Below are 26,074 nucleotides of genomic sequence, written 5' to 3'. Positions count from 1 at the left end.
TCAAAAGTTCCATAGGAACGATCCATTTTATTTTAAAAGAACTAGCACAAAATATCAGCCGATCCTATGGATCTCTTTTACCTCGTTGCATTCTTAAAGCCGGATTAAAATCCTGCACTACAATATTTGCCGAGCCTATGGCTCTTTGATTGTATTTAGAATAGATTGTTTACTTTTCTCCTAGGATACCTAACAGGTTTTGAAAACCTGTTAGGACAACTAAAATTCTTAGAAGGACTACGATATATATCAAGCCTGTGGTTTTTGGGTGGTATTTAGAATAGATTGTTTACGCTTCTCCTAGAATACCTAACAAATCTTGAAAACCTGAGGATAACGCCAATTTGTAGACGTCACGATTTCCTAACAGGTCTTCAAGACCTGTTAGGTATAAAACTTATTTCTTTGTAACCTCTGCACCTCCTAGCCCTGATGGAAGCGGCATCCTTTTGTGGCGGGGTTCGCCACAAAAGATATAGCGGACAGCAGGATTAAGCTCCTGAAAAATTATATTATTTTAAAATTAGCTCTTTATTAAATACCTACAAGATTTTGAAAACCTTGCAGGATAATCTAAAACAAATCCGTTAACTAATCCAAATTTTCTTTTTGAACAAATTCGCGGTGTGGCGCAAATGCTGATTGAAGCCTATGAAAACAACCAATATAAGCAAACCGTAACCTACAACGGTAAAAATTTCCATGTTGGATAATAAGGTAGATTGTTTAGCAACGGCGCTAAACACTTTTTTTAAGGCTAGCGCATTCGATTCGTCAACCGTGTATCCTTTTGCCATGAAGCTTTGGGCTGTTTTTGAAATGGTTTCTTGAGCTTGAGGGTTTTCGCCTGTTACGAATTGGCTTAATTTTAAAAAGTGTTTCTTGTTCAAAAATACCTGAACGTTTTGCATGATGCAAAATCCTATTGTGCTTCCCCAAAAACGCCCTGAAACGCCTACGATTCCGGACGAGGTCATCATTTTTGCGGGTACTGCGGTTACGGTAAACAAAACCAAAGGCACAAACAATATACCAACGGCGATTCCTTGCAAAATATACGGAATCACGATGTCTGACAAAGCAACATCGGGCACGAAAAGAAACGTGAACCAAAAATGATACACTGCCAGAAGCATAAAACCAATCATAAAGATGTATTTGGTCGCCATGGCTTTCATTAGAAAAAAAGCGGCTATAATAAGTCCGATTACGTTTCCTAATCCGTTTATGTATTGCACTCCTGCAACTCTCGACGGATCCCAATTCCAGATGGTAAACATGGCGCTATGACAAATGCTTAGTGTGGCTCTGCAGATGTAGAAGATAAAAAACAGCACAAATCCAGTTCTTAAATTGGTGTATTTAAAAACTTCGAAGTCAAAACTTGGTCGTTTTACGAGTAATTGTCTGAAGATAAACAAACCGCCTGTAATGAGGCTGATTATAACAGCGAGAATCATTTGAGAGGAATCGAACCAGTACTTTTTTTCGGCATAGACAAAAAAGTAGGCTCCGGTGATGATTGATGTTAGCACCAAAACATAACTTAGGAAATCGACTTGATATAAAGGGATTTTCTTGGTGATGCGGTGACTATTGAACGTGATTAAGATTAAAAATACGTTGATGAGCTGAAGCATTCCGGATACGTACAACATATATTTCCAATTGTAATGATCCAGGAACCAAACGGCAATATTCATGATAAAGGGTGTGGCCAGCAAAAGCGATCCGTAGTAAAAGGTAAACCCAATTATTATGGCGTTTTTAGACTTAAAACGTTCGACCAGCAACTGCCTCAAAATCATAACAGGCAAAGCCATTAAAATTCCCTCGGCTACTCTTAGCATTATAAAAACGGCAAAATTATCTACATAAGCTGACGAAATAATCGTTACGGCTATTAGAATATAAAGTGCGATTAGGTAACTTTTCGCGGGGAAATAATTCGAAAATCGGCTTTCGATCAGGATGGTTGCCAGCAGCGTTCCATAGGTTACGCACATCGAAAATTGTAGATCCTCGGGTTCTATATCCAGAAAACTTGCCGCATAGGTAACATTGGACGAGTAAACACCCAACAAAATCATGGAATGCAGTAAGCAGACAAACAAGATTATGATGATGGCCCAATTGGGGACCCAGGATTTAAAAATACTTTTATCTTCCATTTTATTGGTGTTCGGCAACAACGGTAATATTCATTCCGGCTCTTAAAAAATCGGTTTGCTGGCCGGCATCTTTTAGCTGAATTCTAACGGGAATTCTTTGTTCGATTTTTACAAAGTTTCCTGTGGCATTATCGGGTGGCAATAACGAAAATCGGGCTCCACTTGCGGGAGACAATGATTGGATTACGCCAACAAATTCTTTGTCGCGTATCGCATCTGCCTTAATTACGACTTCCTGTCCTACGGTTAAAAACTGTAGTTGTGTTTCTTTAAAATTTGCGGTAATCCATTTTTCTTTGCTCACCATAGAAAGCAACGATTGCCCTTCTTTTACCATTTGACCAGGCTGCAGAATTCTTTTTCCTGCCCAACCATCATAAGGCGCTGTAATTACGGTATACGAAAGAAACAAAGCGGCATTTTCTGCCAGTGCTTGTTTAGAATCTATAACGGTTTGCGCTGTAGGTACATTTGCAGCTGCCTGCGAAGTGCTTAATGCAGAAGACTGAATTCTGTCTCGCATTTCCTGATAATGTGCCTGTGCAGATTCGTAATCGGCTTTTACTTTTTCTAATTGTTGTGAAGTCGCGGCTTCTTCTTTTACCAAGGCGATGTAACGCTCGTACTCTAGTTTTGTTTTCCACAAATTGGTTTTCGCTGCTGCTAATTGCGATTCTCCAATTGCAGTTGAACTTGCTGTTGTGGCTACATTTTTTTGTGCCACAACGCTGCTTTGTTTCGCACTTTGCACATCGGCCAGGGCTACGTTTAGTTTTGACTTGTATTCTCTGTTATCAATGATGACCAAAGTATCTCCTTTGTGCACAAACTGATTTTCTTCGAAACGCACTTCTTGTACATATCCTGTAATTCTGGACATAATTGGCGTTACGTATTGCTCTACCTGAGCGTCGTTGGTTTCTTCGTGATTGCGATTGAATACGTAAAACCAAATTCCTAAAATGATGCCGCTTGCCACTAAAAGACACGCAATAATTGTTATGATGATATGAAACGACCTGTTTGCTTTGGTTTCATTCTTAATCTTTACCATGATACTTTATCTCTGTTTAATTTTTTCTTAGAATTTCTGATTGTGTTTTTGAGTTGCTTTAAATTTCATTAGGCAACATTCCCGCTGTGCGAAGGAGCTCGTAATGTTTCATTACAGCATCGATTCGGGTTGAAATTTTATTGTATTTCGCCTGTAATAAAGCATTATCAGCATCGACCATTTCGGTAATCAGAACCAATTGGTTGAGGTATTTCAGTTTTACGATTCGGTAATTTTCATTGGCCAGTTCAAGAGCTTTATCGACTACTTTAAACTTTTCTACGATTTCCTGATATTGGGTATGGTTTTTAAAAAGTTCGTCCTGAATTCTATCTTTCACGATTTCAGATTGCATTTCCTGCCATTTTATTCTGGTACTTGCTATTTCTACTCGCGTTTTGTTTTTGTATAAACCCGAAATATCAAAACTGGCTTCGATTCCTATTTGCCCCAAAGTGTACAGATATGGATTTGGAGGGAAAAATTTGTAGTTAGGATAATTAAAAGCATATCCGCCAAAAAGATGCACGCGGGGATAAAAATCGCCCTTCGCTAGCTTCAACTCTGTTTTTTTGACTGCAATTTCCTGACTTGAAATTCGCATTTGATCATTCTGCATTGCTTGGCTCAAATACATATCGTAAGGATCAAGACCTTGCATTTGATCAATGTTTGCCGTGGTATCGATTGCTATTTCCTGTTGTTCGGGTAATTGAAGCAGGGTTTTAAGATCATGCAGCGCAATTTTAATGTTCTTACCATTAGTCAAAGCATTTAGTTCACGGTCTGAAAGCTGCAACTCAGCGCGAAGTACTTCGTTTTTGGTTACCGTTCCGTGTTTCTGTAATGATTGTACTTCTTTCAGTCGGTTTTGCTCTTCCTTAATGTTTTCGTCGATGATTTTTTGAAGTTCCATCATTTTATAAATACCAAGATAAGTACCAATGACTTCGAGTTCAATATCTTTTTCGATTTTCTCTTTTTTGATTTGAGCAATCTGACTTTCGTAATTGGCAATCTTAATCGCATTGTTGATTTTGTTTCCAACATACAAAGGAACCTTGAAAGTCGTTCCTACCTCATAAATTTCAGGAATTGCCGGCGTTACTTCTTTGTCTTTTAAGAAACCACCTTTGAATTCTGTAATATTGGTAATTCTGGAGTAAGCACCTTTTAGTTCAATTTCTGGTAATCTGAGTTCTTTGTTTTCTTTGATGTTTTGCTCAGAAAGAGTTACTTCTAGTTTAGATCTAAGAATATTTCGATTATTCTCTTTGGCAACTTTGATTGCATCATGCAATGATATCGAATTTACTTGTTGCGCTTGTAAAGTAGTGAATCCTAAAAATAATAAAGCCAATGCCGATTTTTTTAAGAAACACTCTAGTGCGGAAATCTGTTTTTTAAGGAACATGAATACATTAATATTTAAGATGCAAAGTTCCTTCATTTTTTCAATGACTGATAATTCTAAAAAGTCAATAACATATTCATTTCGGACAAATGTTAATTTTTTAAATTAATGATAATCAAATAGATAACAAAAACACGTGCCGGATCAGTAAAAATATCCAAAACAGGATTTACGGCAAAAAACAGGTGAAAAGGCACAAATCTGTAAGAAATACAGTTGCGAAAACGTTACCTTTTCTTCAAAATATCTTCTCCGCTTAAATATTCTGACGGACGTTGCCCCAACATTTTAAAAAAGGTATTACTGAACGTTGGCACGCTGCTGTATCCTACTTCCTGCGCTACTTCTTTTACTGAAAGTTTTCTGTCGAGTAAGAGTTCGATCGCCTTCAAAATTCGTCGGATGGTGTAGTATTGAATAAAAGACATGCTGAGATCTTTTTGAAACAAGCGATACAAAGAGCGTTCGCTATATCCAAATTCATGTGCTACATCGGCAAACAGGATCGTTTCTCCTAAATTGTTCTCGATATGGCGCAGGATTTTACCCAAACGGGCATCTTTAGGCAAAGGCAATTCTAATGGTAAGTTGGTCAGGCAAATTTGAGGAAGTATCGCTTTAATGGCTTTTGCTATAACAAAATTGGGGCTTCCTTTTTTAAGGTCGCCATTCCACTGATTGGTAAAAAGCATCATTTGAAGCAGTAAATTATTCACCGGATAAATACCTTCGCTTTTATAAAACGAATCTTCGTCTTTGTCGGTGGGGAAATACAAATTTCGCATCATCACATTTTCAGACTTCGGATGTATGCTGTGTTCAATACCGCTGGGAATCCAGATAAAGTGTCTGGCGGGTAAAAAATAAGATTTCGTTTCGGTAGTAACAAATACAACATCGCCTTCGGCATAAAGCATCTGTGCCTTATCGTGTTTGTGTGTTGGCACGAGTAATTCACCCATCAAATCATGATGACAGTAAATGCTCTTTTTATCAGCATCTACTTTTTTGATGTAATACTTGTCGACTTTGTGTCCGGATGTTTCCATTTAAATAAGTCTTGTAAGTCATAAAGTTGGAAAGTCGAAAGTCTTAAAGTCGAAAAGCTGGCACTATTCCATCTTGTCATTTCACAACTCAATAAGACTCTAGCGATATCGAAAAAATAAACATTAAGTAAATATAAGGAATGCATTTCAAAAAGTAAACAGGAAAGAGGATCATGATCCAAGAAAGACTTTAGGACTTTCGACTTTCCAACTTTAAGACTTAGGTACTTTAAGACTTAAATGCTTTAAATAAAAAAAGCCTTTCCGTTAAGAAAGGCTTCTCCCAATGTTGCGGTCTGGACGGGACTCGAACCCGCGACCCCATGCGTGACAGGCATGTATTCTAACCAACTGAACTACCAAACCAACTGCGTTATTGTGAGTGCAAAAATACATAAGAACTTTGATTCTGCAAGGATTTTTGCGTTTTTTTAATCAAAAAAAATCATTATTTTTTAATCCCTTGATTTCTATCGAAATACAAAAACCAAAAAGGCTTAAATCAAAAAAGCCATCCACAAAAGTGGAAAGCTTTTCATTGGTCTAACTACTAAACCAGCTACGAGTTACAAAGTCGTAGCAAAACAACACAACTAATCTTAGATACCGTATTTGGGCAAAAAAAGCCTTTCCGTTAAGAAAGGCTTCTCCCAATATTGCGGTCTGGACGGGACTCGAACCCGCGACCCCATGCGTGACAGGCATGTATTCTAACCAACTGAACTACCAAACCTCTGCGTTATTGCGGTTGCAAAGATAGTACAGAATTTCGTTTCTGCAAGCGTTTTTATAAAAAATATTTAAATTATTTTTCAAATATTAGCCAAAGTTTTGTTTTTCAACTAAATATGTAGTCAATATTTTTTCAAAATTATCGCCAACATTTACCTCAACGTACTTAATTTGGTTCTTCGCGCAGGTCAAAGCCAGTTTTTTGAAGTACGCCGAAGCTCGTTTTTCATATTCTTCTTTTACATTATCGGCAAAAATCGATACTTCTTCGCCAGATTCGAGGTCAATAAACTTTCTTGGCGTGTTATCAAAATCAAAACTAAGCTCCGTTTCGTTGTCTACGACATGAAATAAAACGACTTTATGTTTATTATGCTTTAAATGCTGAAGCGCATTAAAGAGTTTTTCATCATCTTCTGCCTGAAACATATCGGTAAACAATATAATCATCGAACGACGGTGCATTTTCTCTGCAATCTGATGCAGATACGTAATCGTATCGGTGCCTTTCTTCACCTTTGGCTGTTCTAATAAGTTTTCGAGTTTATTCAACAACATTCTATGGTGGCGATCGCTTCCTTTTTCGGGCGCATAATATTCGTAAGTGTTCGAAAAAACACTTAAACCTACTGCATCACGCTGTTTCTTCAAAATATTCATTAACACAGCCGATGCCAAAACCGCAAAACCGATTTTCTTTTCATAAAACGGCTGACCCGATTTGAGCTCCGGATAATGCATCGACGACGAGTTGTCTACAATAATATGACAACGCAAATTGGTTTCTTCTTCAAAACGTTTGGTATACAAACGATCTGTTTTAGCAAACAGTTTCCAGTCGATGTGTTTGGTACTTTCTCCGGCATTATATACTTTGTGCTCGGCAAACTCAGCCGAAAAGCCATGAAACGGACTCTTGTGCATTCCGGATATAAAACCTTCTACAACCTGATTTGCCAGCATTTCGAGATGCTGAAAACTGGAGACTTTCTCTATTTCCGATTCAATTTTCATTCGGTTTCTTTTTTATATTCTAAAGATGCTTAAACTCAAAGCATCTGTAATTGTTGTCTTTTTATAACGGACTAAATTTAGCATTTTCTTTTCAGAATCATTACTCTTAAGCATACGAACATTTAGAAAACGCTTTAAACTTTTCGTTGTTAGTACCGTTTGTCAAATCTAAACAAAATCTAAGATGATCTGAAAAATTAGCATATAAAAGCCCTGCTCTACAATACAATTTACTTTTTAGCTTAACTAAAAAGCAATTATATCGATCTCAGCACCAACAAAGCAATAACGAATTTCCGTTTTTTAGAGCAGAATGTATTATTTTGCGTTAGAAATTTATGCATTAGCCCAAAACCAATTTTAACCAAAATCTACCATGACAAAAGCATTAAAAGTTATTTGTTATATTTTCCTGTTTCATACTTTCTTAGTTTGCAAAGCAGAAAACAAACTAATTACCGATCCTGTAAAAGCCAATTTCAGTGTTTCGTTTGAGGATTCTCAGTCTCATTATCTCGAAGTAACACTAAATTTTGAAAACCTTTCTGCTAAACAAACCAATTTAGTCTTGCCGGTCTGGACGCCAGGTTATTATTTAATTCTCGAAACACCACGCTACATTATTGATTTTGATGTTACCGATGAAAAGAATCAAAAAATAAAATGGAACAAAAACAGTAAAAACCGCTGGGTTGTAGAAAATGGTTCAAAATCTAAAATCACTGTAAAATACCGAGTATTTGCCAATAAAAAATCAGTTGCAGAATCGTATACCGATGCTGATAAAGCGTTTATAATGCCGAACACGGTTTTTATGCACATCGAAAACAACATCAACAATCCTGTTACACTTACATTAAACAAACCTGCAAAATGGACTAAAATCTCCACAGGACTAGCAATAGCAGATGCTTCAAAAAACAATTACTACGCAAAGAATTTTGATGTTTTTTACGACAGTCCTATTTATATAGGCAATCAAAAAGTAATTGAATTCGAAAACGAAGGAAAAAAATATACGCTGGGCGTTGCCACACCGCAAGGATTAGACGAAGAAAAATTTGTTGCCGATCTTAAAAAAATCATGAGTGCTACAACTTCTATCATGAAAAAAGTGCCTTACGATCATTACAGCTACATCATGATGGAAGCCGGAGGCGGCGGACTAGAACACTGGAACTCGCAAGCCATTTTCACAAAAGGTTCGTTTGATTCGAGTTACAAACGCGATTATACAGATTTCATGAACTTTGTAACCCACGAATATTTTCATCTTTATAATGTAAAAGCCATTCGTCCAATCGAATTAGGACCTTTTGATTACAACAAAGAAAACTACACCACGATGCTTTGGGTTTCAGAAGGTTTTACCGTTTATTACGAATACATTATCATGATAAAAGCAGGTTTGCTAGATGGCAAAGGCGCTTTGGATTATCTTTCTAACTCCATCAAAAAATACGAAAACGCAGAAGGAAGCAGACATATGTCACTTTCGCAATCAAGCTTTGATATCTGGCTGAACTTTTTCAATCGCGAAACCAACGCCAAGGAAACCATTATTTCGTATTACGACAAAGGCCCAACAATTGGCATGTTACTGGATCTGGAAATCAGAAACAACACAGCCAACAAAAAATCGCTCGATGATGTAATGCGCTTTCTTTACGACGAATATTATGAGAAAAAGCAAAGAGGCTTTACCGAAGACGAGTTTTGGTCTGCTTGTGAAAACACTTCAGGACGTTCGCTAAGCGAAATCAAAACATACGTAAACACAGTTACAGAAATCGATTATCAAAAATACCTCAAATACGGCGGACTTCAGATCGACTTACAACCTTTAGAAGGAGAACAAAAAGATGAAAAGTTCATCAAAAAGAATTATACGATTAGCGAACTTCCAAATGCGACTCCGCTGCAATTAGAAATCCGTAAATCGATTTATAATTTCTAATATTTTAGTTTATTCCAATAAAAAAGGTTTGACTTGCGTCAAACCTTTTTTAAATATAAATCATAATCTTACGATTACAACAAAGCGTCTAAACTATCAGCGTAGGTTTGTTTCGGAGCAACTCCTACTTGTTTCCCTACTACTTCACCGTTATGAAAAACCAAAACAGTTGGTATGTTACGCACACCGTATTTTGCAGCAAATTCTTGGTTAGCATCTACATCTACTTTACCAACCACAACTTTACCTGCGTATTCTTCACTAATTTGGTCAATGATTGGACCAACCATTCTACAAGGACCGCACCATGCTGCCCAAAAATCTACCATTACTGGTTTATCTGATTTCAAAACTACTTCATCAAAAGTAGCATCTGTTATTGCTAATGCCATAATAATTTTATTTAAGTTTATCCCTTCGCCTTTACTCAGGGAAACAATTTTTGTAATTAATTCTTTAACTTGAGTACAAATTTAGAAATTTTAAACCAATCAAACGTTATTCCTAAATTAGTTTTAGTTATAAATGCATTGTCAATATTTATATTAGTACTAAAAACCTTATTTATAAGTATTCCCTTTCAACAAATCGAACGTCCTAATTTTTACACATCCTTCAGTTTTTTAGCCTATCTTTAATAATCCTGAAAATACCTGAATATGAAAAAAACTTTACACGCTATAAAAAATACCAGCCAATCTGCTACCTTCAAAAAATATGCTAAGCGATTTGGTTTTTTCCTTTTAGGATGTATTGCACTTTTACTTCTGGCCTCAGGTGCTTTGTCGTTGTATTTCAGCAACAACAAACCCGAAATTATTGCCAAAATCAATACTAAAATCAACGAAAACATCAATGGTAAATTCCACATTGGCGATTTCCAATACAAGTTTCTGACTGGTTTTCCCAATTTTACGCTCGCTCTAAAAGACGTTGAATTAAAAGACAATCAATGGAACACCCACAAACACACATTACTAAAAGCAAAAGAAATCGAAGTACGCCTCAACATTTGGAGTTTACTGCAAAGCGAAATCAACATTCGCAAAATCCTCATTAACAACGCTAACATCTACGTTTACAAAGCCGAAAACGGTTATTCGAATGCCGATATCTTTAAACCCAAAAAGAAAAAAACAACGGAACAAAAATCAGAAACCGAAACGAGCATCAACCAAATCGACCTTAATCAGGTTCATTTCGTTTTGGACAATCGCCTCGGACACAAACTGTTTGATTTTCATATTATAGACCTACAATCCAAAGTAGATTTTGATGGCGACAACTGGCAAACCGCCGTGTTTTTAGACACTCAAATTAGCAGTCTGGCTTTTAACACCGGCTTAGGAAGCTTTGCCAAAGAAAAAGAACTCAAAGGAACCTTTGCCGTTTCGTACGTTGCTGCAAACGAAAAAATAAGCGTCACCACCCGCAACCTAAAAATAGGAAGCGATGCTTTCGACATCAACGCCTTTTTTAATCTCACCAAAGGAAACGCCCTTTTCGGAATCAATATTTCGACCACTATTTTGTGGAAAAACGCTTCGAATCTCTTATCCAAAAACATCAGCTCTAAATTGGACCGCTTTGACTTAAAAGACAATATCGACGTCAATTGCGACATCAAAGGCGATTTTAATGACGAAGGCGATCCCAAAATTGTAGTGCAGGCAGAAGTAAAAAACAATGAACTCAGCATTCCCGATGGTTTAATAAAAAACTGCGGTTTCAAAGGTATTTTTACCAATAATTTCAAACCCAAAGACGGTTGCAACGATGCCAATTCTGCCATAATCCTAACCCGTTTCTCGGGCGATTACCAGAATATTCCGCTTGTTATTCCGCAAGTAGTCATTAGCAACCTCAACAAACCCTTAGCCACCGGAAACGTAACTTCTGACTTTGATATCGAAAGGCTCAACGAAATAAGCAGCGAAAAATGGATTCAGTTTACAGGAGGTCACGCCACAGCGAATCTAAAGTTTCAGTTCGACATCGTGGACTTGTACATCACAAAACCGCGTTTTATTGGTAACGTTAATATTAAGGACGCTTCCTTTCATTACATTCCAAAAAACGTGCGCGCCGTAAAAACCAACGTTCAGCTAGACTTTACCGAAAAAGCACTTTACATCAAACAAATCGCGTACAAACACCAAAAAAACACCATTTTCATCGAAGGTCAGATCGATAATTTCCTAAATCTGTACTACGATGCTCCGGAGAAAATGGTCGTAAACTGGAAAATCTACAGTCCAAGTCTGGATCTAAAACAATTCTTGGGCGTTCTGGCATCATCTCAAAAAAAGAAAGCTACCGCTAAAAACACCAAACGAAGCACGATTTCGAATCAGCTGCGAACTGCAATCGACAAATGCGCCGTTACCATCGATATCAAGGCAGACAAAATTACCTACAACAAACTTACCGCAACCAATACAAGAGCAACGGTAGAAATGCTCGACTCAAAACTCGTCATCAAAAATGGATCCCTGCAAACCTCAGGCGGAAGCATCACGTTCAACAGCGAAGTACATCCCAACGGAAAAAACTACGCTTTTAGCGCAAATGCTCAGGTCAGCAAGGTCGATATTGCAAGCTTTCTCAAGTCGTTTAACAACTTCGGAATCCAGTCTTTTAGTCCAAAGAACATTAAAGGAAAACTAAGCAGCAAGGCAAACGTTACCGGCTTCATAAACAGCAATGGAGAACTCATTACCAATTCCATGCACGGAAATCTGGCGTTCAATGTCAGCCAAGGCGCTTTAATCGATTTTGACCCCATTGTGCGAGTGGGCAAATTGGCGTTTCCGCTTCGCGATGTCAACAACATCACCTTTAGCGATTTATCAGGTCAGCTCAAATTGCGTGGCGAACAAGTCGATGTCAACAACTTTAAGATTAGTTCCAGCGTCTTAAACCTCGATGCCGAAGGTATTTATTCCTTTGGCCGAGGCACCAATCTCGCCCTCACCATCCCGCTTCGAAACTCCAAAAACGACATCAACCTCGCCACCCAAGCCGAACGTGATGCCGTTCGCGAACGCGGAATCGTCCTCCACCTCATCGCTCTCGATGACGAAGGAAAAATGAAAATTAAATGGGGCAAAAAAAATAAAAAAGAAGAATAAAATTAAGCCCAACTAAGCTAGAAGGTCAATAATAAAAATAATTAGAAGCTATTCCTGCTATCCGCTCTATCTTTTGTGGTGAACCCCACCACAAAAGGATGCCGCTCCTATCAGGGCTAGGGATTTCGGGTTTCAAGAGAAATTTACAAATGTAATTAACGCCAGTCAGAAATGATTGGCGTTTTTTTTTAGTCTGTTTTTCAAACAAAAACTCACAAATATTCCAATATGGAATACTCACATAAAAATAAGAATATTGCTATATGGAATATTGAAAAAAAATCCTGATGAATGAAAAAAAAATCAATCAATTTATTTCACACCAATTAGTAAAAGCACGAGAAGAAATGGGCTATACACAGATGCAGGTGCAACAAGATAAGATTATCAATCAAAGTAATTTATCTAAAATTGAAAATGGAGCAAAAAGAATTACTGCCGCTAAACTTTTTGTTCTAGCAAATTATTATAAAAAACCAATTACTTTTTTCTACATTAATGAAAACTAAAAAAAAACTTTTTGCAATCGATATATTTAGCGGAGCTGGTGGAATGAGCATCGGAGCATCAATGACTGGAATAGATGTAGCTGTTGCTGTCGAATATGATACGCATGCTGCCGCAACCTTCAAGGCAAATCATCCAAACTCCGAAATAATAACCAAAGATATAAGAGAAGTTACATTTGATAAAAAATACAAAAATCCTTTCATTCTTTTTGGTGGCCCACCGTGCCAAGGATTTTCAACTTCAAATACGAAAACACGTAATTCTGACAACGCTAACAATTCCTTATTTCATGAATATATTAGACAAGTTAAAGAATTAACTCCACAATGGTTTGTTTTCGAAAATGTTGAAGGAATAAAATCTTTCGAAAAAGGAACTGTAATTAATAAATTAGAAGAAGAATTTCAAAAATTAGGTTATAAAACAGAATGGAATGTTTTAACTGCTTCTGATTATGGAGTTCCACAAAATAGGAATAGATTTTTCATGATTGGAAATAGACTAGATATTGACTTCGTATTTCCAGAAAAACATGAAAAAACTGTAACTGTAAATGACGCTATTGAGGATCTACCTCAATTACAAAATGGTGATTTTCATGATTCTTTAGATTATAAAAAAATTGAGCCAAATTCATATGCAAAACTAATGCGAGGTGCTTCTGAAAAAGTATCTCAAAACTATGTGTCAAAAAACAAAGATTATGTTCTTGAAAGATACAAGCATATCAAACCTGGCCAAAATTGGCAAGCAATACCTAAAGAATTGATGAGCAATTACAAAGACACTAAAAACTGTCATAGCGGAATTTATAAAAGATTAGATCCAAATATCCCTTCGGTAGTTATCGCTAATTATAGAAAGAATATGTTAATACATCCTTATGAAAATAGGGGATTATCAGTAAGAGAGGCTGCAAGAATTCAAAGTTTTCCTGATAATTTTGAGTTTAAAGGAAATATATCATTTCAACAGCAACAAATAGGAAATGCAGTACCACCATTATTAGCTAAAGCAATTTTTGAACAAATTATCAAATTAACACCTAATGGCAAAAACAAAAAACGATGAGAACTTTTTAAAATTTAACTTCGATGTAAGCGCATTTAGGCTTTTAGGAAGAGAATTAATTACAGATAGAATAACTGCACTATTTGAATTAGTTAAAAACTCTTATGATTCAAACGCAAATACTGTAACTATAGAATTTATAAACATTAATCCCATAAGCAAAGAATCGAAAATTATAATCAGTGATGATGGATTTGGTATGGATTATAGTGACATAAAAAATAGGTGGATGGTAATTGGAACAAGTAGTAAACGAAGAGAACGAACAACGCCTGAACCATATAATAGAATAGTTTCAGGAAAAAAAGGTGTAGGTCGATTCGCAGTTGATAAACTTGGCGCAAAATTAATTTTAAAAACGAAGAAAAAAGGCACTAATAAATTATTTTGCTTAGAAACAGATTGGGTTAATTATTCAAAAATTGAATATAGCCAAATGTCTTTAAATTTTGAAGAGTCAAAAGATTACTTTACAGATATTAAAAATAGATATTGGTTAGAAGATGGACAAATTGATTCACAAGGAACTAGTCTTGAAATATCAGGAATAGAAGAAGAATGGTCAGAAAAAGATATAGATAGAGCTTATAAAGAATTATCAAAACTAATATCTCCAAATAATGATAGTAAATTATATCCATTTCACATAAATATAAAATCAGAATATGAGAAGTATAAAGATATTTCTATTAAACCTCAAATAATTAATTTTGCAAGTTTAAAATTCGAACTATCTTTTGATTTAAAAAATAATACTCAAGAAATATTACAATTTAAAAACAATCAATTAAATAAAGTTACTGTTCCTATAAGAGATTGTGGCCCTTTAAAAACCACAATTTATTATTTTGACAGATTAGCAAAAGATAAATATAAAAAGCACTTCAATGTTGAAATCGATGGTATTAAGATATATCGAGACGGATTAATAACAACTCCATTTGCAGAATATGTAGATACTCAAAATGAACAGAAAGACATATTAGGTCTTGATAAAAGAAGATGGTCAGGTTTTTTTGATCGACTTGGAACAAGAGATTTATTAGGCTATATAGAAATAACAGATAAATCAAACCCATTTATTGTTGAATCTACTAATAGGCAAGGATTTGTAGATAATAAACAATTCTATCAACTTAAGAAATTCGTCATTGAACAAATTCAACAAATTGAAAATTTTTTAAAGAATCAAAGAAATTCTTCAAGAGAAACTACTAAATCTGGATTAAGTGGCGCAAGTGACAATATAAAAGATTTAAAAAGTGATATTTCTAAAATTAAAAATTCTTCAAGCCCTGAAGTAAAAGAAGTTCTAACTAACATTGAAAAAAACCTTTCAAAATTACAAGGAACAGTTAATAAAAGTATTAATGATTTTAACAAATCAGAAGAAGAGAAAAAACAAATTGAGAATCTTTTATTTAGTTTAGTTTCTTTACAAACTTTTGCTGCCATGTTTTCTCATATGGCAAAACATACCATTGGTCATATTATTACAGGCGCTGAATACTTCAATAATAATTTTCCAAATCCAAAGTTAGAAGATCGATTTTTAAAAATTTCTAAAAAAATCTATTCTGAGATGATGAAATTAAGAACCGGAGTTGATTTTATGCTTAAATATGCTAAATCTGACAGCGATTTTGAAGAAATAAGTATGAAAGGATTAATTGAAAATCTTTTTAATAATATCTATGAAGATATTTTATCAAAAGAAAAAATACAAACAGAACTAATCTTAGATAAAGATTTAATTTTAAATTACAACAGAAAAGCAATTGAAGATATATTTGATAATTTAATTTCAAATTCTATAAAAGCACTTAAACATCAAACTAATAAAAAAATAAAATGCGTTGGAATTGTAAACAAGAGTGATTTGACTTTAACTTTTTCTGATAATGGATCAGGGATTGACGAGCAAGATAAATATAGAATATTTGACATATTTTTTACAACAACAGCTGAAGATGGCGGAGCAGGAATGGGACTTTATATGACTAAAACTCGAATTGAAACAATGGGTGGGGAAATTGAAGTTATAGAAAATGAATTTAAACCTTCTGGTGCTTCTTTCAAAATCACATTACCTTTTAAAAAATAACAATTATGGAAGTAACATTTGTAGTTATCGACGATACGATTTCAATTAAGGAACACCCCTTATTATATACATTAGAAGATAAATATAAAAACGTAGAATTTTTTTTAAAACCAGAAGATGGGCTAAATTTCATTACGAGCCATTTGGAGTTAAATATGATTGTACTTCTTGACATTCAATTCTCTGCTAATGACATAGAAAATGGTCATTCAATTTTGAAAAAAATAAGCGAAAAATCTGAATTAATTCCTGTAATACTCTGGAGTGGTATAAATGAAACTGAAGAATCTTTTAGCGATTTCATTAATAACAATGCCTTTGGCTTTATAAGTAAGGATGCTACAATTCAAGAAGCATTTGTTTTAATTGACAAAGCATTAACTTTTCTAAAAACAAATTTGGATAACATAATTGAAGATTGGATAATTCAAAAACCTGAAGATAAAGATATTCCTGTTTTTTTTACTGCAAACGGATTATCATTATCGCTAAATCAGATTTTGTATGAAATAAGGAACCAAACTTATTTAGGTAAATCCTTTTCTAAAAAACTAAATCAGCTTACAATACATTTATTACTTAATAAACTAGAAAAATTAAATGATTGATATTCTTTTAGCATTTGACAATGATGACATTAACGCTGGTATATTTTTAACAGAATGTCGTGATGATATATTAAATTTTTTTAATGGGAAAGTTTTTCCTTTATCTATTATTAACAGTAATGAACTAAATCATAATCACATAAATAAAAGTACTTCACATTTAAAGTCGTTCATTTTCGTAACTTATTGTCATGGCAATGAAACTTGCTTAGCAGAAGGTGGAGCTAACGTTTTTCTTTCAGAAACTATCAACATTAGCAATTTTTCGAATACTTTTTTTTATACTGTTTCATGTAGTAGTGGACATACACTTGGTCATGAATTAATAAAAAATGGTTGTAAAAATTTTTTTGGATATAAAGAACATTTTAATTTCTACTCAGGTTTCTCTTCTTTTCTAGAGTGTGCAAATCATGGTTTATTTCTTTTTATTAATGGTGAATCTACTGATAATGTTTATTCTCAAATGATACAAAATTATGATTATCATATCAAAAAGGTTTATAAAACTGATCCAGTAATAGCCTCATTATTATTGCATAATAAAAATGCGTTAGTTAAAATTGGAAAAAATATAACAATAAATGATTTAATAATTTGAATAATCAAAAAAATCTTTGGACTCGTGAAGAATTAATACTTGCTTTCAACCTGTATCTTAAATTGCCTTTTGGAAAAATGAATAAAAGTACAGCTGAGATTGTTCAACTTGCAAATTTGATTGGGAGAACACCAAGTTCAATAGGCATGAGATTAGGAAATTTTGCAAGTGTTGATCCTTTTCATCAAGAAAGAGGAGTTGGAGGTTTAAAAAATGGAATGAATCAAGTTCAACCTATTTGGAATGAGTTTTTCAATAACCAAGAAGAATTAATTTTCTTAAGTGAAAAAATCCTCGCTCAAAAAGAGAATACATCAATTGAAAAGAAATTTGAAGATATACTTTTTGATACAAAGGACTTAAAAGGTAATGATGTAATTCGTGAATTAAAAACCAGAGTAAATCAATCAGTATTCAGACAAATGGTTCTTGCAAACTATGATACAAAATGTGCAATTTCAGGCATTAATATTCCTGCGCTATTATTAGCTAGTCATATAGTTCCTTGGTCTAAAAACGAACAACATCGTTTAAATCCCGAAAACGGAATTTGTTTTTCTGCACTTTATGACAAGGCTTTTGATAAAGGGTTAATTGGAATAAACATAAATCATGAAATAATTTTTTCTGATACAATTAAACAGAAAAAAGAAAACGAATTCTATAGTAGATATTTTGCCTCTATTGAACATCAAAAAATAATGGTCGCTCAAAAATATTTACCCCGAAAAGAATTCCTCGAATATCATCTGGACACAATTTTCAACAAACAAATTACACTTTAACAATCAATCAATTATAACAATTTTTCATTATATTTTTGCGGAGTTTCTTGCGGAGATTCCTCATTCTTCGGAATGACAAAGCAGGCGAAAAAGCAAAACAAAACGCAATAAATCAAAGACATAACCCAAACAAAAAACAAAAAAAAGCCACATCACTGTGGCTTTTTGCTTTTACTCAATCCGCATCAAAATAAGGATCCAGAATTTCGGCTAATTCGTTTAACCAGAAATAACCGTTTTCTGCGGTTTGGATGTTTTGTTGCAGGGTTTCGCATTCACACATTAAACATAATCCGAGAAGATAATTGACGTGTCTGATTTTTTTAGCAAGACTTTCGGGGTCGACTGTTTTGGTAAGAAAGTCAGCTAATCGCAATTCTGTTTCTTTGGAAAGGGTGTTTGTGTTTGTACTCATAATCTTGAAGTTTAGGAAATATAAAACCCGCATGGGTTAGCTGTCCTACGTCTTCAAGAACACGTTGCAGTTGTTTCCAATACCGCCAGCATACCACACGGGCAAGAAGTTTTGATCTATTCATAATCTTGAAGTTTAGGACTGCGAAGATACCAAATAATCAATTGCGGATAGTAGGATTTAGGTATCAATTTGCAAGGTTTTTAATTTTTAGGTTGCGCATTGTTGCAGGACTTCCTGCAAAGCTTCAGCACCTCTTTTTCTGACATTCAGAATAAAAATAAGGCGCAAAAAATACCTGAAATATTTTTCTTAATGTTTTATTAACTCACTTGGCTTTTCATTCTAATTACGATAGCTTTGAGAAACAAACTATAAATATAACCCAATATGAAAATTCAAATCAACACAGACAAAAACATTGAAGGACACGAAAGATTAGAAGCTTATTTCTCTGGAGAATTAGAGAAAGGCTTAATTCGTTTTGAGGAAAAAATAACCCGCGTTGAAGTACATTTTGGTGATGAAAATGGAGAGAAATTCAGTTTAAACGATAAAAAATGTGTTATCGAAGTTCGTACTGCAAAATTACAGCCTGTAACGGTTACAGAACATGCTGATACGCTGGAAAAAGCATTTAGCGGTGCTTTGGCTAAAGCAAAAAAAACACTTACTACTACTTTCGAAAAAATGAAAGAGTATTAATCAATATAGAGCAACATGCAGGAATGGCATTGTCTAACTTTTAGATGATGCCATTTTTTTTATGCTCAATCTTATTTTGGTGCCTGATACAAATTATGTCTTTAATTAGTATAAAAATAACGTATTATGATTTTTGTAAGAATTACTTTTGCATTACTTAAAACGGATTTTGTTTTAGAAAAAGGAAACAACTGTTTCTTTCTAAAAGTAGGATTCAAAAATAATTAAATAAAAGTATTATGAAAAAGCAATTACTCCTATTAGTAACAGCAGTTCTATTGAGTTTTGGTGTACACGCACAAGTTAAATCTTCAGAAACCAACGTTCTTGTTTTAATCTATTCGCAAGGTGGCGGAACGTATAAAATGGCAAAAGCTATTGCCGAGGGAATTCAGGAATATCCAAACACAAAGGCTACTATAAAAAGAGTTCCTTCTATAAATCCTAAAGAAAAACTTTCTGCTGAGGTAGAAAAATTAGCTGTCGCTACTATCGACGAATTGGCCAATTATGACGGAATCGCATTTGGAAGCCCAGTTCATTTTGCGAATATCAGCGCTGATATGAATTACTTTTTCAGTCAGAGTATTCCGTTTTGGACATCAAGAACTTTAGAAGGTAAACCAACAACGGTGTTTATGTCTTCAGGATCGGGAGCAGGAAAAGAAGCAGCTATTTTGTCTTTCTGGAATATCCTTGCCTCACACGGAATGATCATTGTTCCAACCGGAATTATGGGAACGGCAACTTTAGACAAATCAGTTGCTCAGGGTAATACACCATTTGGTGCTACTTCGTTGACAGGATCACCGGGAATACGTCCTTCCGAAAGTGAATTAGGCGTTGCAAAAGAACAAGGAAAAGCTTTGGCAAGAGTTGCATCGGGATTAAAAAACGTTCCGACAACTAAAAGCGTCAAAACAACCTCAACAGAAACAAAAACTATTGATGTCAATAAAACATTAAAGGATAATAAAATTGTAATTCCAGAAGCTCCTAAACCAGTTGGGAATTATGTTCCGTATACGATTTCGAATCACAAAGTATACATCAATCAAGTAGCCTTAAAAGACGGTAAAATTGTAAACCCGGGAAAAGTTGGTGCCAACGTTACGGAAGAACAAGCCAAAGAAGCGACATACCAAACGATGCTAAACGTTATTGCGGTACTTAAAGAAGCTTGCGGAGGCGACCTGAACAAAGTAAAACAATGTGTACAATTGACAGGTTATTTTAACACCACACCAGAATACACACAACACGCAGGACTTATGAATTCGGCTTCGAATTTAACAGCATTAGTTTTTGGCGAAAACGGAAAACATGCCAGAGCAACGATTGGCGCTGTTTCATTACCAATAAATTCAGTGGTAGAAATTCAGGCTATTTTCGAGATCGAATAATAAAATAAAATCAACACAAATCGTATTCAATATTTGCATACGAACTGTGACTATAACACCTAAAAAAAGGACCAACGCTGCAAGTGCAATGTTGGTCCTTTTTGTATTGAGGTACAATTCTGTTTTAGCAAAATTGTCTGTATTTTATGTTTATGATTTTGGTAATGCTGCTCCAACAGGAATATCGCATCGGTGTCCGGGTTGTCCGTGTGCAGGATTCATTCCTTCCGCAACTGCTTTGGTTGCATTTGCATCTGTACTTAACAAAGCAGGAACATTATTCGCTGGCGGTGAAACTGTAAAGTTTTGCGTTGCCGTTCCTCCTTGAGAAGCGCTGGTTGTTGTAGTACTCGTAGCCGTTTGTTTTGCTGCTGGCGGAGAGTTCAAAGGTGCTCCAACCGGAATATCACATCTGTGTCCGGGTTGTCCGTGCGCAGGATTCATGCCCTTCCCTACTTTTGCAGGAGCTGCTACAGTTGTTGTAGTCGTTGTTACATTACTCTGACTAACCGGAACTGCTTGTGCTGTTTGGGTTGTCGCAGTTTGTGTTTGTGTTTGTCCGGGAGGCGAATTTAAGGGTGCTCCAACCGGAATATCACATCGGTGTCCGGGTTGTCCGTGAGCAGGATTTATTCCGCTTGCTGTATTAAGTACTGTATTTGTATTGGCAACCTGAGCTTGTCCCTGAGTTTCTACAACTGATTTTACTTTTGCTGTATCTTGTACCAGCCCTAATTTAATCAATTCAGAGGTTGGGGTATGTTCCTGTGGTTCTAATTCTTTTTTGCAAGAAGCAAAAAGCAAAGCGCTTAATGCGATAGAACTCATAAAGATTTTCGGATTCATATATTGTAACTATTTAAAACCCTCAAATATACGTTTTTTTTCACTTTAAAAAGATAAGATAAAGACAAAATTAACCTGATGATAATTTCCTAACGGCGCTATTTGTGCTATCAGTACGATAAAATTTACCTTGATTTCCTGCTACTGAAAAAAATGATTTACTATATTTCCAACCTTAAAAAACAAATACCTTTTATTATGAAAAAATCAATCCTATTTCTTTTATTCGTTACGTTTTTTGCCAATGCACAAAATACGGATAAAGATAAAATCAATCAGATGCTTGACACTTGGCACAAAGCAGCTGCTGATGTAAAAATCGACGCTTATTTTAGCTACTTAACAGATGATGCGATCTATATAGGAACAGATGCTACTGAAAACTGGAATAAAAAAGACTTTAGAACTTGGGCAACTCCTTTCTTTAATCAGGGAACAACCTGGAGTTTTACCGCTTTAGAACGTCATATCTTTTTTGATAAATCAGGAAAAATTGCCTGGTTTGATGAATTGCTAAGTACACAAATGAAAATTTGCCGTGGCTCGGGTGTTTTAGTAAAAGTGGGGAAAGAATGGAAAATTCAACATTATGTGTTATCCATGACCGTTCCTAACGAAGAAGTGGATTCCGTTACCAAACTAAAAGCACCAATTGAAGATGCCTTAATCGCAAAGCTTCAAAAAAAATAAACAAAATTTGACTTTGTTATTACAATCATAACTTTTTCAGCACTTTAGGGAAACACTTGCGAATATAATTATAACATATTTGTCAGTTAGTACCCTTTTTTTAGTATCAAAAATAAAATTTCAGTAATAAAACGGTGCAAATTTTACAAAATCAACTAAAATCAATACCGAACCCCTAATTTAACAACCATTAAAAACGAAATATTTATTTTTTCATAACTTTGACCCCAAAAAAAATAGGGTTTAAGTTAAGTATTGAAAAAATGAAAATAGAAAGACGCTGGATCATTTCCTTTATCGTTATTAGTATCGTTTGCATTACTGGTGCATTTTGGCCAACGGTTACTGAAAATAGTTATGTTTTATCTGAATTTGGAACTTTAGATCATATTGTTCCCGCAGATGTTGCCTGGATGCTGACTTCTTGTTGCCTTGTACTGATCATGACACCGGGATTATCTTTTTTTTACGGTGGAATGGTAGGTCGAAAAAATGTAATTTCGACGATGTTACAAAGTTTTATCTGTTTGGGCGTTGTAACGCTTTTATGGGTTGTAGTAGGTTTTAGCCTTGCTTTTGGAGAACCGGTTGGTTTTGGTTCCGGAGATCATTTTTACAGCTTCTTTGGTAACCCAACTACTTTTGCTTTTATGGATTATGTTGGTGTTTTACCTCATAAACAATTGGCAAGCACCATACCTTTTATGCTTTTTGCCTTATTTCAAATGAAATTTGCCATTATTGCTCCCGCTATTATTACAGGTTCTTTTGCAGAACGTGTTCGTTTTATATCCTATTTACTTTTCATTAGCTTATTTACCATTTTCATTTATGCTCCTTTATGCCATTCGGTTTGGTATCCTACAGGAGTTTTAGGAAGTTATTTTGGTGTAAAAGATTTTGCCGGAGGTACCGTTGTACACATGAGCTCCGGATTTGCCGCTTTGGCTGGTGTTTTGGTTTTAGGAAAAAGAAAAAACAGCGATCATATACCAACAAATATTCCGTTTGTTTTATTAGGAACCGGAATGTTGTGGTTTGGCTGGTTCGGATTCAACGCGGGTTCTGCCCTTGCGGCCAATGGAACTGCCGCTATGGCTTTTGCTACCACTACAACAGCATCGGCAGCAGCAATGCTAACGTGGGTTTTCTTTGACAGAATGAACGGCAGAAAAGTTTCGGCGCTTGGTGCTTGTATTGGCGCTGTTGTGGGCTTAGTTTCGATTACACCTGCAGCAGGTTATGTATCGGTTCCGGAAAGTATGTTTTTCGGATTTATTACGGCTTTGGTTTCTAATTCAGTGGTAAATTGTCGTTTCTCTAAACGATTTGATGATACTTTAGATGTTTTTGCCTGTCACGGTGTTGGTGGAATTATGGGAATGATTCTAACCGCAATATTTGCTCATGGCGAAAATGCAAGTTTACTACACGGAGGATGGAATGTATTTGCGCATCACATGATGGCATTGGTACTGGTTTCGATCTTTACTTTCTTTGGGGCTTATTTCTTTTTCAAAGTAACCAACTTTATCATTCCGTTACGAGTTTCTGAAGAAAACGAACACATAGGATTAGACTTATCACAACACGACGAAACACTAGACCCAAAATTAAAACCAATCACAGAACCGCATTACGGATAGTATTTTAGCTATCGCTAAAGTTTATTAGCCACGAATTCACGAATTTTTATACTCTTATGATAGTATCTAATTTGTGAATTCGTGGCTATCTTTTTTTAAAACTGAATTCAACTGCTCTGATTCATTTATATTCCTTAATTTTGCGGAAAATTTTTGTAAAAAGTGGGAAGTAAAAATAAACTAAAAAGATTCAGAGAAAACGAAACATTTGAAAACGTTTTTCAACCAACAAGAGAAGAAGTTGTGGCTGATCTGCCTATGAAAGGGAAATGGAATTCTGATTTCTTTAAAAATGACAATCCATTAGTTTTAGAATTAGGATGTGGAAAAGGAGAATACTCTGTTGGATTAGCAGAAAAATATCCTAACAAAAATTTTATTGGAATCGATATCAAAGGAGCTCGTTTCTGGAGAGGTGCCAAAACCGCTGTAGAAAACGGACTTCATAATGTTGCTTTTATCCGAACTCAAATCGAGTTAATCGATCACGTTTTTGCAGAAAATGAAGTAGATGAAATCTGGATTACTTTTCCGGATCCTCAAATCAAATACAAAAGAACAAAACACAGAATGACCAATTCTGAGTTCTTGAAATTGTACAAAAAAATCCTTAAAAAAGACGGTGTCGTAAACTTAAAAACCGACAGCGAATTTATGCACGGATACACTTTAGGATTGCTTCACGGAGAAGGTCACGAAGTTTTGTATGCTAACCATAACGTATACAAAAATGAAGGAAGTCCGGAAGAAGTTACGGCTTTTCAAACTTTCTATGAGAAACAATATTTAGAAATTAACAAAGCAATTACGTATATTCGTTTTAGAATTAAAGATTAATTCCAAAAACATACTTTTTTTAACCCATTAATCAACTGAATGGCATTACTTACCCCTTTACTTTCAGGTTTTATTGCTGCTATCATCGGAATTATACCGCCTGGTTTAATCAACATGACGGCTGCCAAAATAAATCTTAAAGAAGGAAAAAAGAACGCCATGTGGTTTGTTATTGGTGCTGTTCTGGTGATCTTTTGTCAGGTATACATAGCTGTTTTATTTGCGCGCGTTATCGACAATCGTCCTGATATTCTAACATTATTACGAGAAGTTGGTTTTGCTATTTTTTCGATGTTAACCATCTACTTTCTGTTTTTAGCAAAGAAACCAAAAGCAAAAAAATCGAAGATTAAAAAGAGCAGTAAAAAAAGCCGTTTCTTTTTAGGCATGTTACTTTCAGGATTAAACTTCTTCCCTATTCCGTATTATGTTGTAGTGAGTGTAACGTTGGCTTCTTATCATCTTTTTAAATTCGAAAACAATACGATCTTTACTTTTGTATTTGGTTCTGTTTTAGGATCTTTCGTGGTGCTGTACAGCTACATTGCTTTCTTTGGCAGAATAGAAAAGAAAACAGATTACCTAATGCGCAACATGAATACCATTATTGGAAGCATTACAGGGATCGTAGCTATTGTTACCCTTATTAATATCCTGAATTACTATTTTGGTAATTAGGACTTTCTATTGCTACAAATTTAATTTACGTTAAGTAATATTTTCTCAATACTAAAACCATTTCATCATGGCCGAAGAAAATTTTTTCGAAAGAGTTTATGCTGTCGCCAGACAAATTCCCTACGGAAAAGTAACTTCTTATGGCGCTATTGCAAAAGCTTTGGGAACAGCACGTTCTGCCAGAATGGTGGGCTGGGCAATGAATGCTTCTCATAATATGGAAGACGTTCCGGCACACAGAGTTGTAAACCAAAAAGGACTTTTGACAGGAAAACATCATTTTGATGGCACTAATTTAATGCAACAGCTTCTTGAAAATGAAGGCATTGAAGTTGTGGACAATCAAATTGTAGATTTTGAAAAACATTTCTGGAAACCGGAAGTTGAGGTTTAAAGTTTCTACCAAAAGATTGCGCATAAATCTCACGCAAAGGCGCAGAGGCGCAAAGTTTTCTTTTAAGTTTTTCTTTGCTGCTTTGCGACTTTGCGTGATTAAATGACAACGTAAATCAGTTGAACTTTAAAGATTGCCCACAAATCTCGCGCAAAGGCGCAGAGGCGCAAAGTTTTTTTCTTTTAAGTTTTTCTTCGCGGCTTTGCGACTTTGCGTGATTAAATGACAGCGTAAATCAGTTGAACTTTAAAGATTGCCC

General features: G+C 35.1%; 23 protein-coding genes and 2 tRNA genes. 15 read left to right on the top strand and 10 right to left on the bottom strand.

The features are described from left to right. Window positions 1-587: 587 nt before the first annotated feature. The 7 genes from B0A66_RS08480 to B0A66_RS08450 all read right to left on the bottom strand — a co-directional run bounded on the left by B0A66_RS08480 (window position 588) and on the right by B0A66_RS08450 (window position 7,434). Window positions 588-2,171 (bottom strand): efflux MFS transporter permease, encoded by a 1,584-nt coding sequence (locus B0A66_RS08480; RefSeq protein ID WP_089049421.1) that lies wholly within the window; start codon window positions 2,169-2,171, stop codon window positions 588-590. 1 nt (window position 2,172) lies between these two features. Continuing rightward, the gene (locus tag B0A66_RS08475) at window positions 2,173-3,225 is read right to left on the bottom strand and encodes an HlyD family secretion protein (protein WP_089049420.1); all 1,053 of its coding nucleotides are present in this window, start codon (window positions 3,223-3,225) and stop codon (window positions 2,173-2,175) included. A 58-nt stretch (window positions 3,226-3,283) separates the two neighbouring features. Continuing rightward, window positions 3,284-4,585 carry a TolC family protein gene (locus B0A66_RS08470; RefSeq protein WP_244283415.1) on the bottom strand — a complete coding sequence of 434 codons (1,302 nt, stop codon included), beginning with the start codon at window positions 4,583-4,585 and terminating at the stop codon, window positions 3,284-3,286. 281 nt (window positions 4,586-4,866) lie between these two features. Continuing rightward, complete coding sequence (locus B0A66_RS08465) at window positions 4,867-5,688, bottom strand: AraC family transcriptional regulator (RefSeq protein ID WP_089049418.1); 822 nt, start codon at window positions 5,686-5,688, stop codon at window positions 4,867-4,869. Between the two features lie 292 nt (window positions 5,689-5,980). Continuing rightward, window positions 5,981-6,054: transfer RNA gene (locus B0A66_RS08460), tRNA-Asp, on the bottom strand. Between the two features lie 293 nt (window positions 6,055-6,347). Then, a tRNA-Asp gene (locus B0A66_RS08455) sits at window positions 6,348-6,421 on the bottom strand. A gap of 86 nt (window positions 6,422-6,507) precedes the next feature. After that, a complete protein-coding gene (locus B0A66_RS08450; protein WP_089049417.1) occupies window positions 6,508-7,434 on the bottom strand; it encodes a DUF58 domain-containing protein in 927 nt (308 codons plus the stop codon). A gap of 376 nt (window positions 7,435-7,810) precedes the next feature. On the opposite strand from B0A66_RS08450, the gene B0A66_RS08445 reads away from it, so the two are divergent. Beyond that, the gene (locus tag B0A66_RS08445) at window positions 7,811-9,391 is read left to right on the top strand and encodes a M61 family metallopeptidase (RefSeq protein ID WP_089049416.1); all 1,581 of its coding nucleotides are present in this window, start codon (window positions 7,811-7,813) and stop codon (window positions 9,389-9,391) included. A gap of 74 nt (window positions 9,392-9,465) precedes the next feature. Here B0A66_RS08445 and trxA read toward each other — a convergent pair whose 3' ends face one another. Continuing rightward, window positions 9,466-9,786 (bottom strand): thioredoxin, encoded by a 321-nt coding sequence (gene trxA, locus B0A66_RS08440; RefSeq protein ID WP_262490194.1) that lies wholly within the window; start codon window positions 9,784-9,786, stop codon window positions 9,466-9,468. A gap of 264 nt (window positions 9,787-10,050) precedes the next feature. Here trxA and B0A66_RS08435 point away from each other — a divergent pair, with 264 nt between their 5' ends. The 7 genes from B0A66_RS08435 to B0A66_RS08405 all read left to right on the top strand — a co-directional run bounded on the left by B0A66_RS08435 (window position 10,051) and on the right by B0A66_RS08405 (window position 18,201). Further along, entirely contained in the window at window positions 10,051-12,522 is a 2,472-nt protein-coding gene (locus B0A66_RS08435) for an AsmA family protein (RefSeq protein WP_089049415.1), read from the top strand. Window positions 12,523-12,809: 287 nt separating this feature from the next. Further along, the gene (locus B0A66_RS08430; protein WP_089049414.1) at window positions 12,810-13,031 is read left to right on the top strand and encodes a helix-turn-helix domain-containing protein; all 222 of its coding nucleotides are present in this window, start codon (window positions 12,810-12,812) and stop codon (window positions 13,029-13,031) included. Then, the gene (locus B0A66_RS08425) at window positions 13,021-14,103 is read left to right on the top strand and encodes a DNA cytosine methyltransferase (protein WP_089049413.1); all 1,083 of its coding nucleotides are present in this window, start codon (window positions 13,021-13,023) and stop codon (window positions 14,101-14,103) included. Before B0A66_RS08430 ends, B0A66_RS08425 begins: the two co-directional genes overlap by 11 nt. Next, the gene (locus B0A66_RS08420) at window positions 14,081-16,207 is read left to right on the top strand and encodes a sensor histidine kinase (protein ID WP_089049412.1); all 2,127 of its coding nucleotides are present in this window, start codon (window positions 14,081-14,083) and stop codon (window positions 16,205-16,207) included. The genes B0A66_RS08425 and B0A66_RS08420 overlap by 23 nt, the downstream gene beginning before the upstream one ends. Before the next feature lie 5 nt (window positions 16,208-16,212). Further along, window positions 16,213-16,815 (top strand): DNA-binding transcriptional response regulator, encoded by a 603-nt coding sequence (locus tag B0A66_RS08415; RefSeq protein WP_089049411.1) that lies wholly within the window; start codon window positions 16,213-16,215, stop codon window positions 16,813-16,815. After that, a complete protein-coding gene (locus tag B0A66_RS08410; protein WP_089049410.1) occupies window positions 16,808-17,416 on the top strand; it encodes a hypothetical protein in 609 nt (202 codons plus the stop codon). Before B0A66_RS08415 ends, B0A66_RS08410 begins: the two co-directional genes overlap by 8 nt. Beyond that, a complete protein-coding gene (locus tag B0A66_RS08405) occupies window positions 17,413-18,201 on the top strand; it encodes an HNH endonuclease (RefSeq protein WP_244283414.1) in 789 nt (262 codons plus the stop codon). The genes B0A66_RS08410 and B0A66_RS08405 overlap by 4 nt, the downstream gene beginning before the upstream one ends. A gap of 175 nt (window positions 18,202-18,376) precedes the next feature. Here B0A66_RS08405 and B0A66_RS08400 read toward each other — a convergent pair whose 3' ends face one another. Then, window positions 18,377-18,616, bottom strand: coding sequence for a hypothetical protein (locus B0A66_RS08400; protein WP_089049409.1), 240 nt, complete (start codon window positions 18,614-18,616; stop codon window positions 18,377-18,379). Between the two features lie 390 nt (window positions 18,617-19,006). On the opposite strand from B0A66_RS08400, the gene B0A66_RS08395 reads away from it, so the two are divergent. Beyond that, on the top strand, window positions 19,007-19,321 hold the full coding sequence (locus tag B0A66_RS08395; RefSeq protein WP_089049408.1) for an HPF/RaiA family ribosome-associated protein: 315 nt from the start codon (window positions 19,007-19,009) through the stop codon (window positions 19,319-19,321). 239 nt (window positions 19,322-19,560) lie between these two features. Further along, window positions 19,561-20,724: an NAD(P)H:quinone oxidoreductase gene (wrbA, locus tag B0A66_RS08390; protein ID WP_089049407.1), complete on the top strand. Its 1,164-nt coding sequence runs from the start codon at window positions 19,561-19,563 to the stop codon at window positions 20,722-20,724. A gap of 150 nt (window positions 20,725-20,874) precedes the next feature. Here wrbA and B0A66_RS08385 read toward each other — a convergent pair whose 3' ends face one another. Continuing rightward, window positions 20,875-21,570 carry a hypothetical protein gene (locus B0A66_RS08385; RefSeq protein ID WP_089049406.1) on the bottom strand — a complete coding sequence of 232 codons (696 nt, stop codon included), beginning with the start codon at window positions 21,568-21,570 and terminating at the stop codon, window positions 20,875-20,877. A gap of 198 nt (window positions 21,571-21,768) precedes the next feature. Between B0A66_RS08385 and B0A66_RS08380 the strand changes: the two genes are divergently transcribed. From B0A66_RS08380 to B0A66_RS08360, 5 genes are all read left to right on the top strand, one after another. Then, window positions 21,769-22,260, top strand: coding sequence for a nuclear transport factor 2 family protein (locus B0A66_RS08380; RefSeq protein ID WP_089049565.1), 492 nt, complete (start codon window positions 21,769-21,771; stop codon window positions 22,258-22,260). A gap of 263 nt (window positions 22,261-22,523) precedes the next feature. Then, window positions 22,524-23,906, top strand: coding sequence for an ammonium transporter (locus B0A66_RS08375; RefSeq protein ID WP_089049405.1), 1,383 nt, complete (start codon window positions 22,524-22,526; stop codon window positions 23,904-23,906). 162 nt (window positions 23,907-24,068) lie between these two features. After that, window positions 24,069-24,743 (top strand): tRNA (guanosine(46)-N7)-methyltransferase TrmB, encoded by a 675-nt coding sequence (gene trmB / locus B0A66_RS08370; protein WP_089049404.1) that lies wholly within the window; start codon window positions 24,069-24,071, stop codon window positions 24,741-24,743. A gap of 39 nt (window positions 24,744-24,782) precedes the next feature. Next, the gene (locus B0A66_RS08365; protein ID WP_089049403.1) at window positions 24,783-25,421 is read left to right on the top strand and encodes a LysE family transporter; all 639 of its coding nucleotides are present in this window, start codon (window positions 24,783-24,785) and stop codon (window positions 25,419-25,421) included. A gap of 67 nt (window positions 25,422-25,488) precedes the next feature. Then, entirely contained in the window at window positions 25,489-25,815 is a 327-nt protein-coding gene (locus B0A66_RS08360; protein WP_089049402.1) for an MGMT family protein, read from the top strand. Window positions 25,816-26,074 lie beyond the last annotated feature (259 nt).

Source organism: Flavobacterium hercynium (assembly GCF_002217285.1).
GTDB lineage: Bacteria > Bacteroidota > Bacteroidia > Flavobacteriales > Flavobacteriaceae > Flavobacterium > Flavobacterium hercynium.
This window is presented reverse-complemented; position numbering and strand designations above follow the sequence as displayed.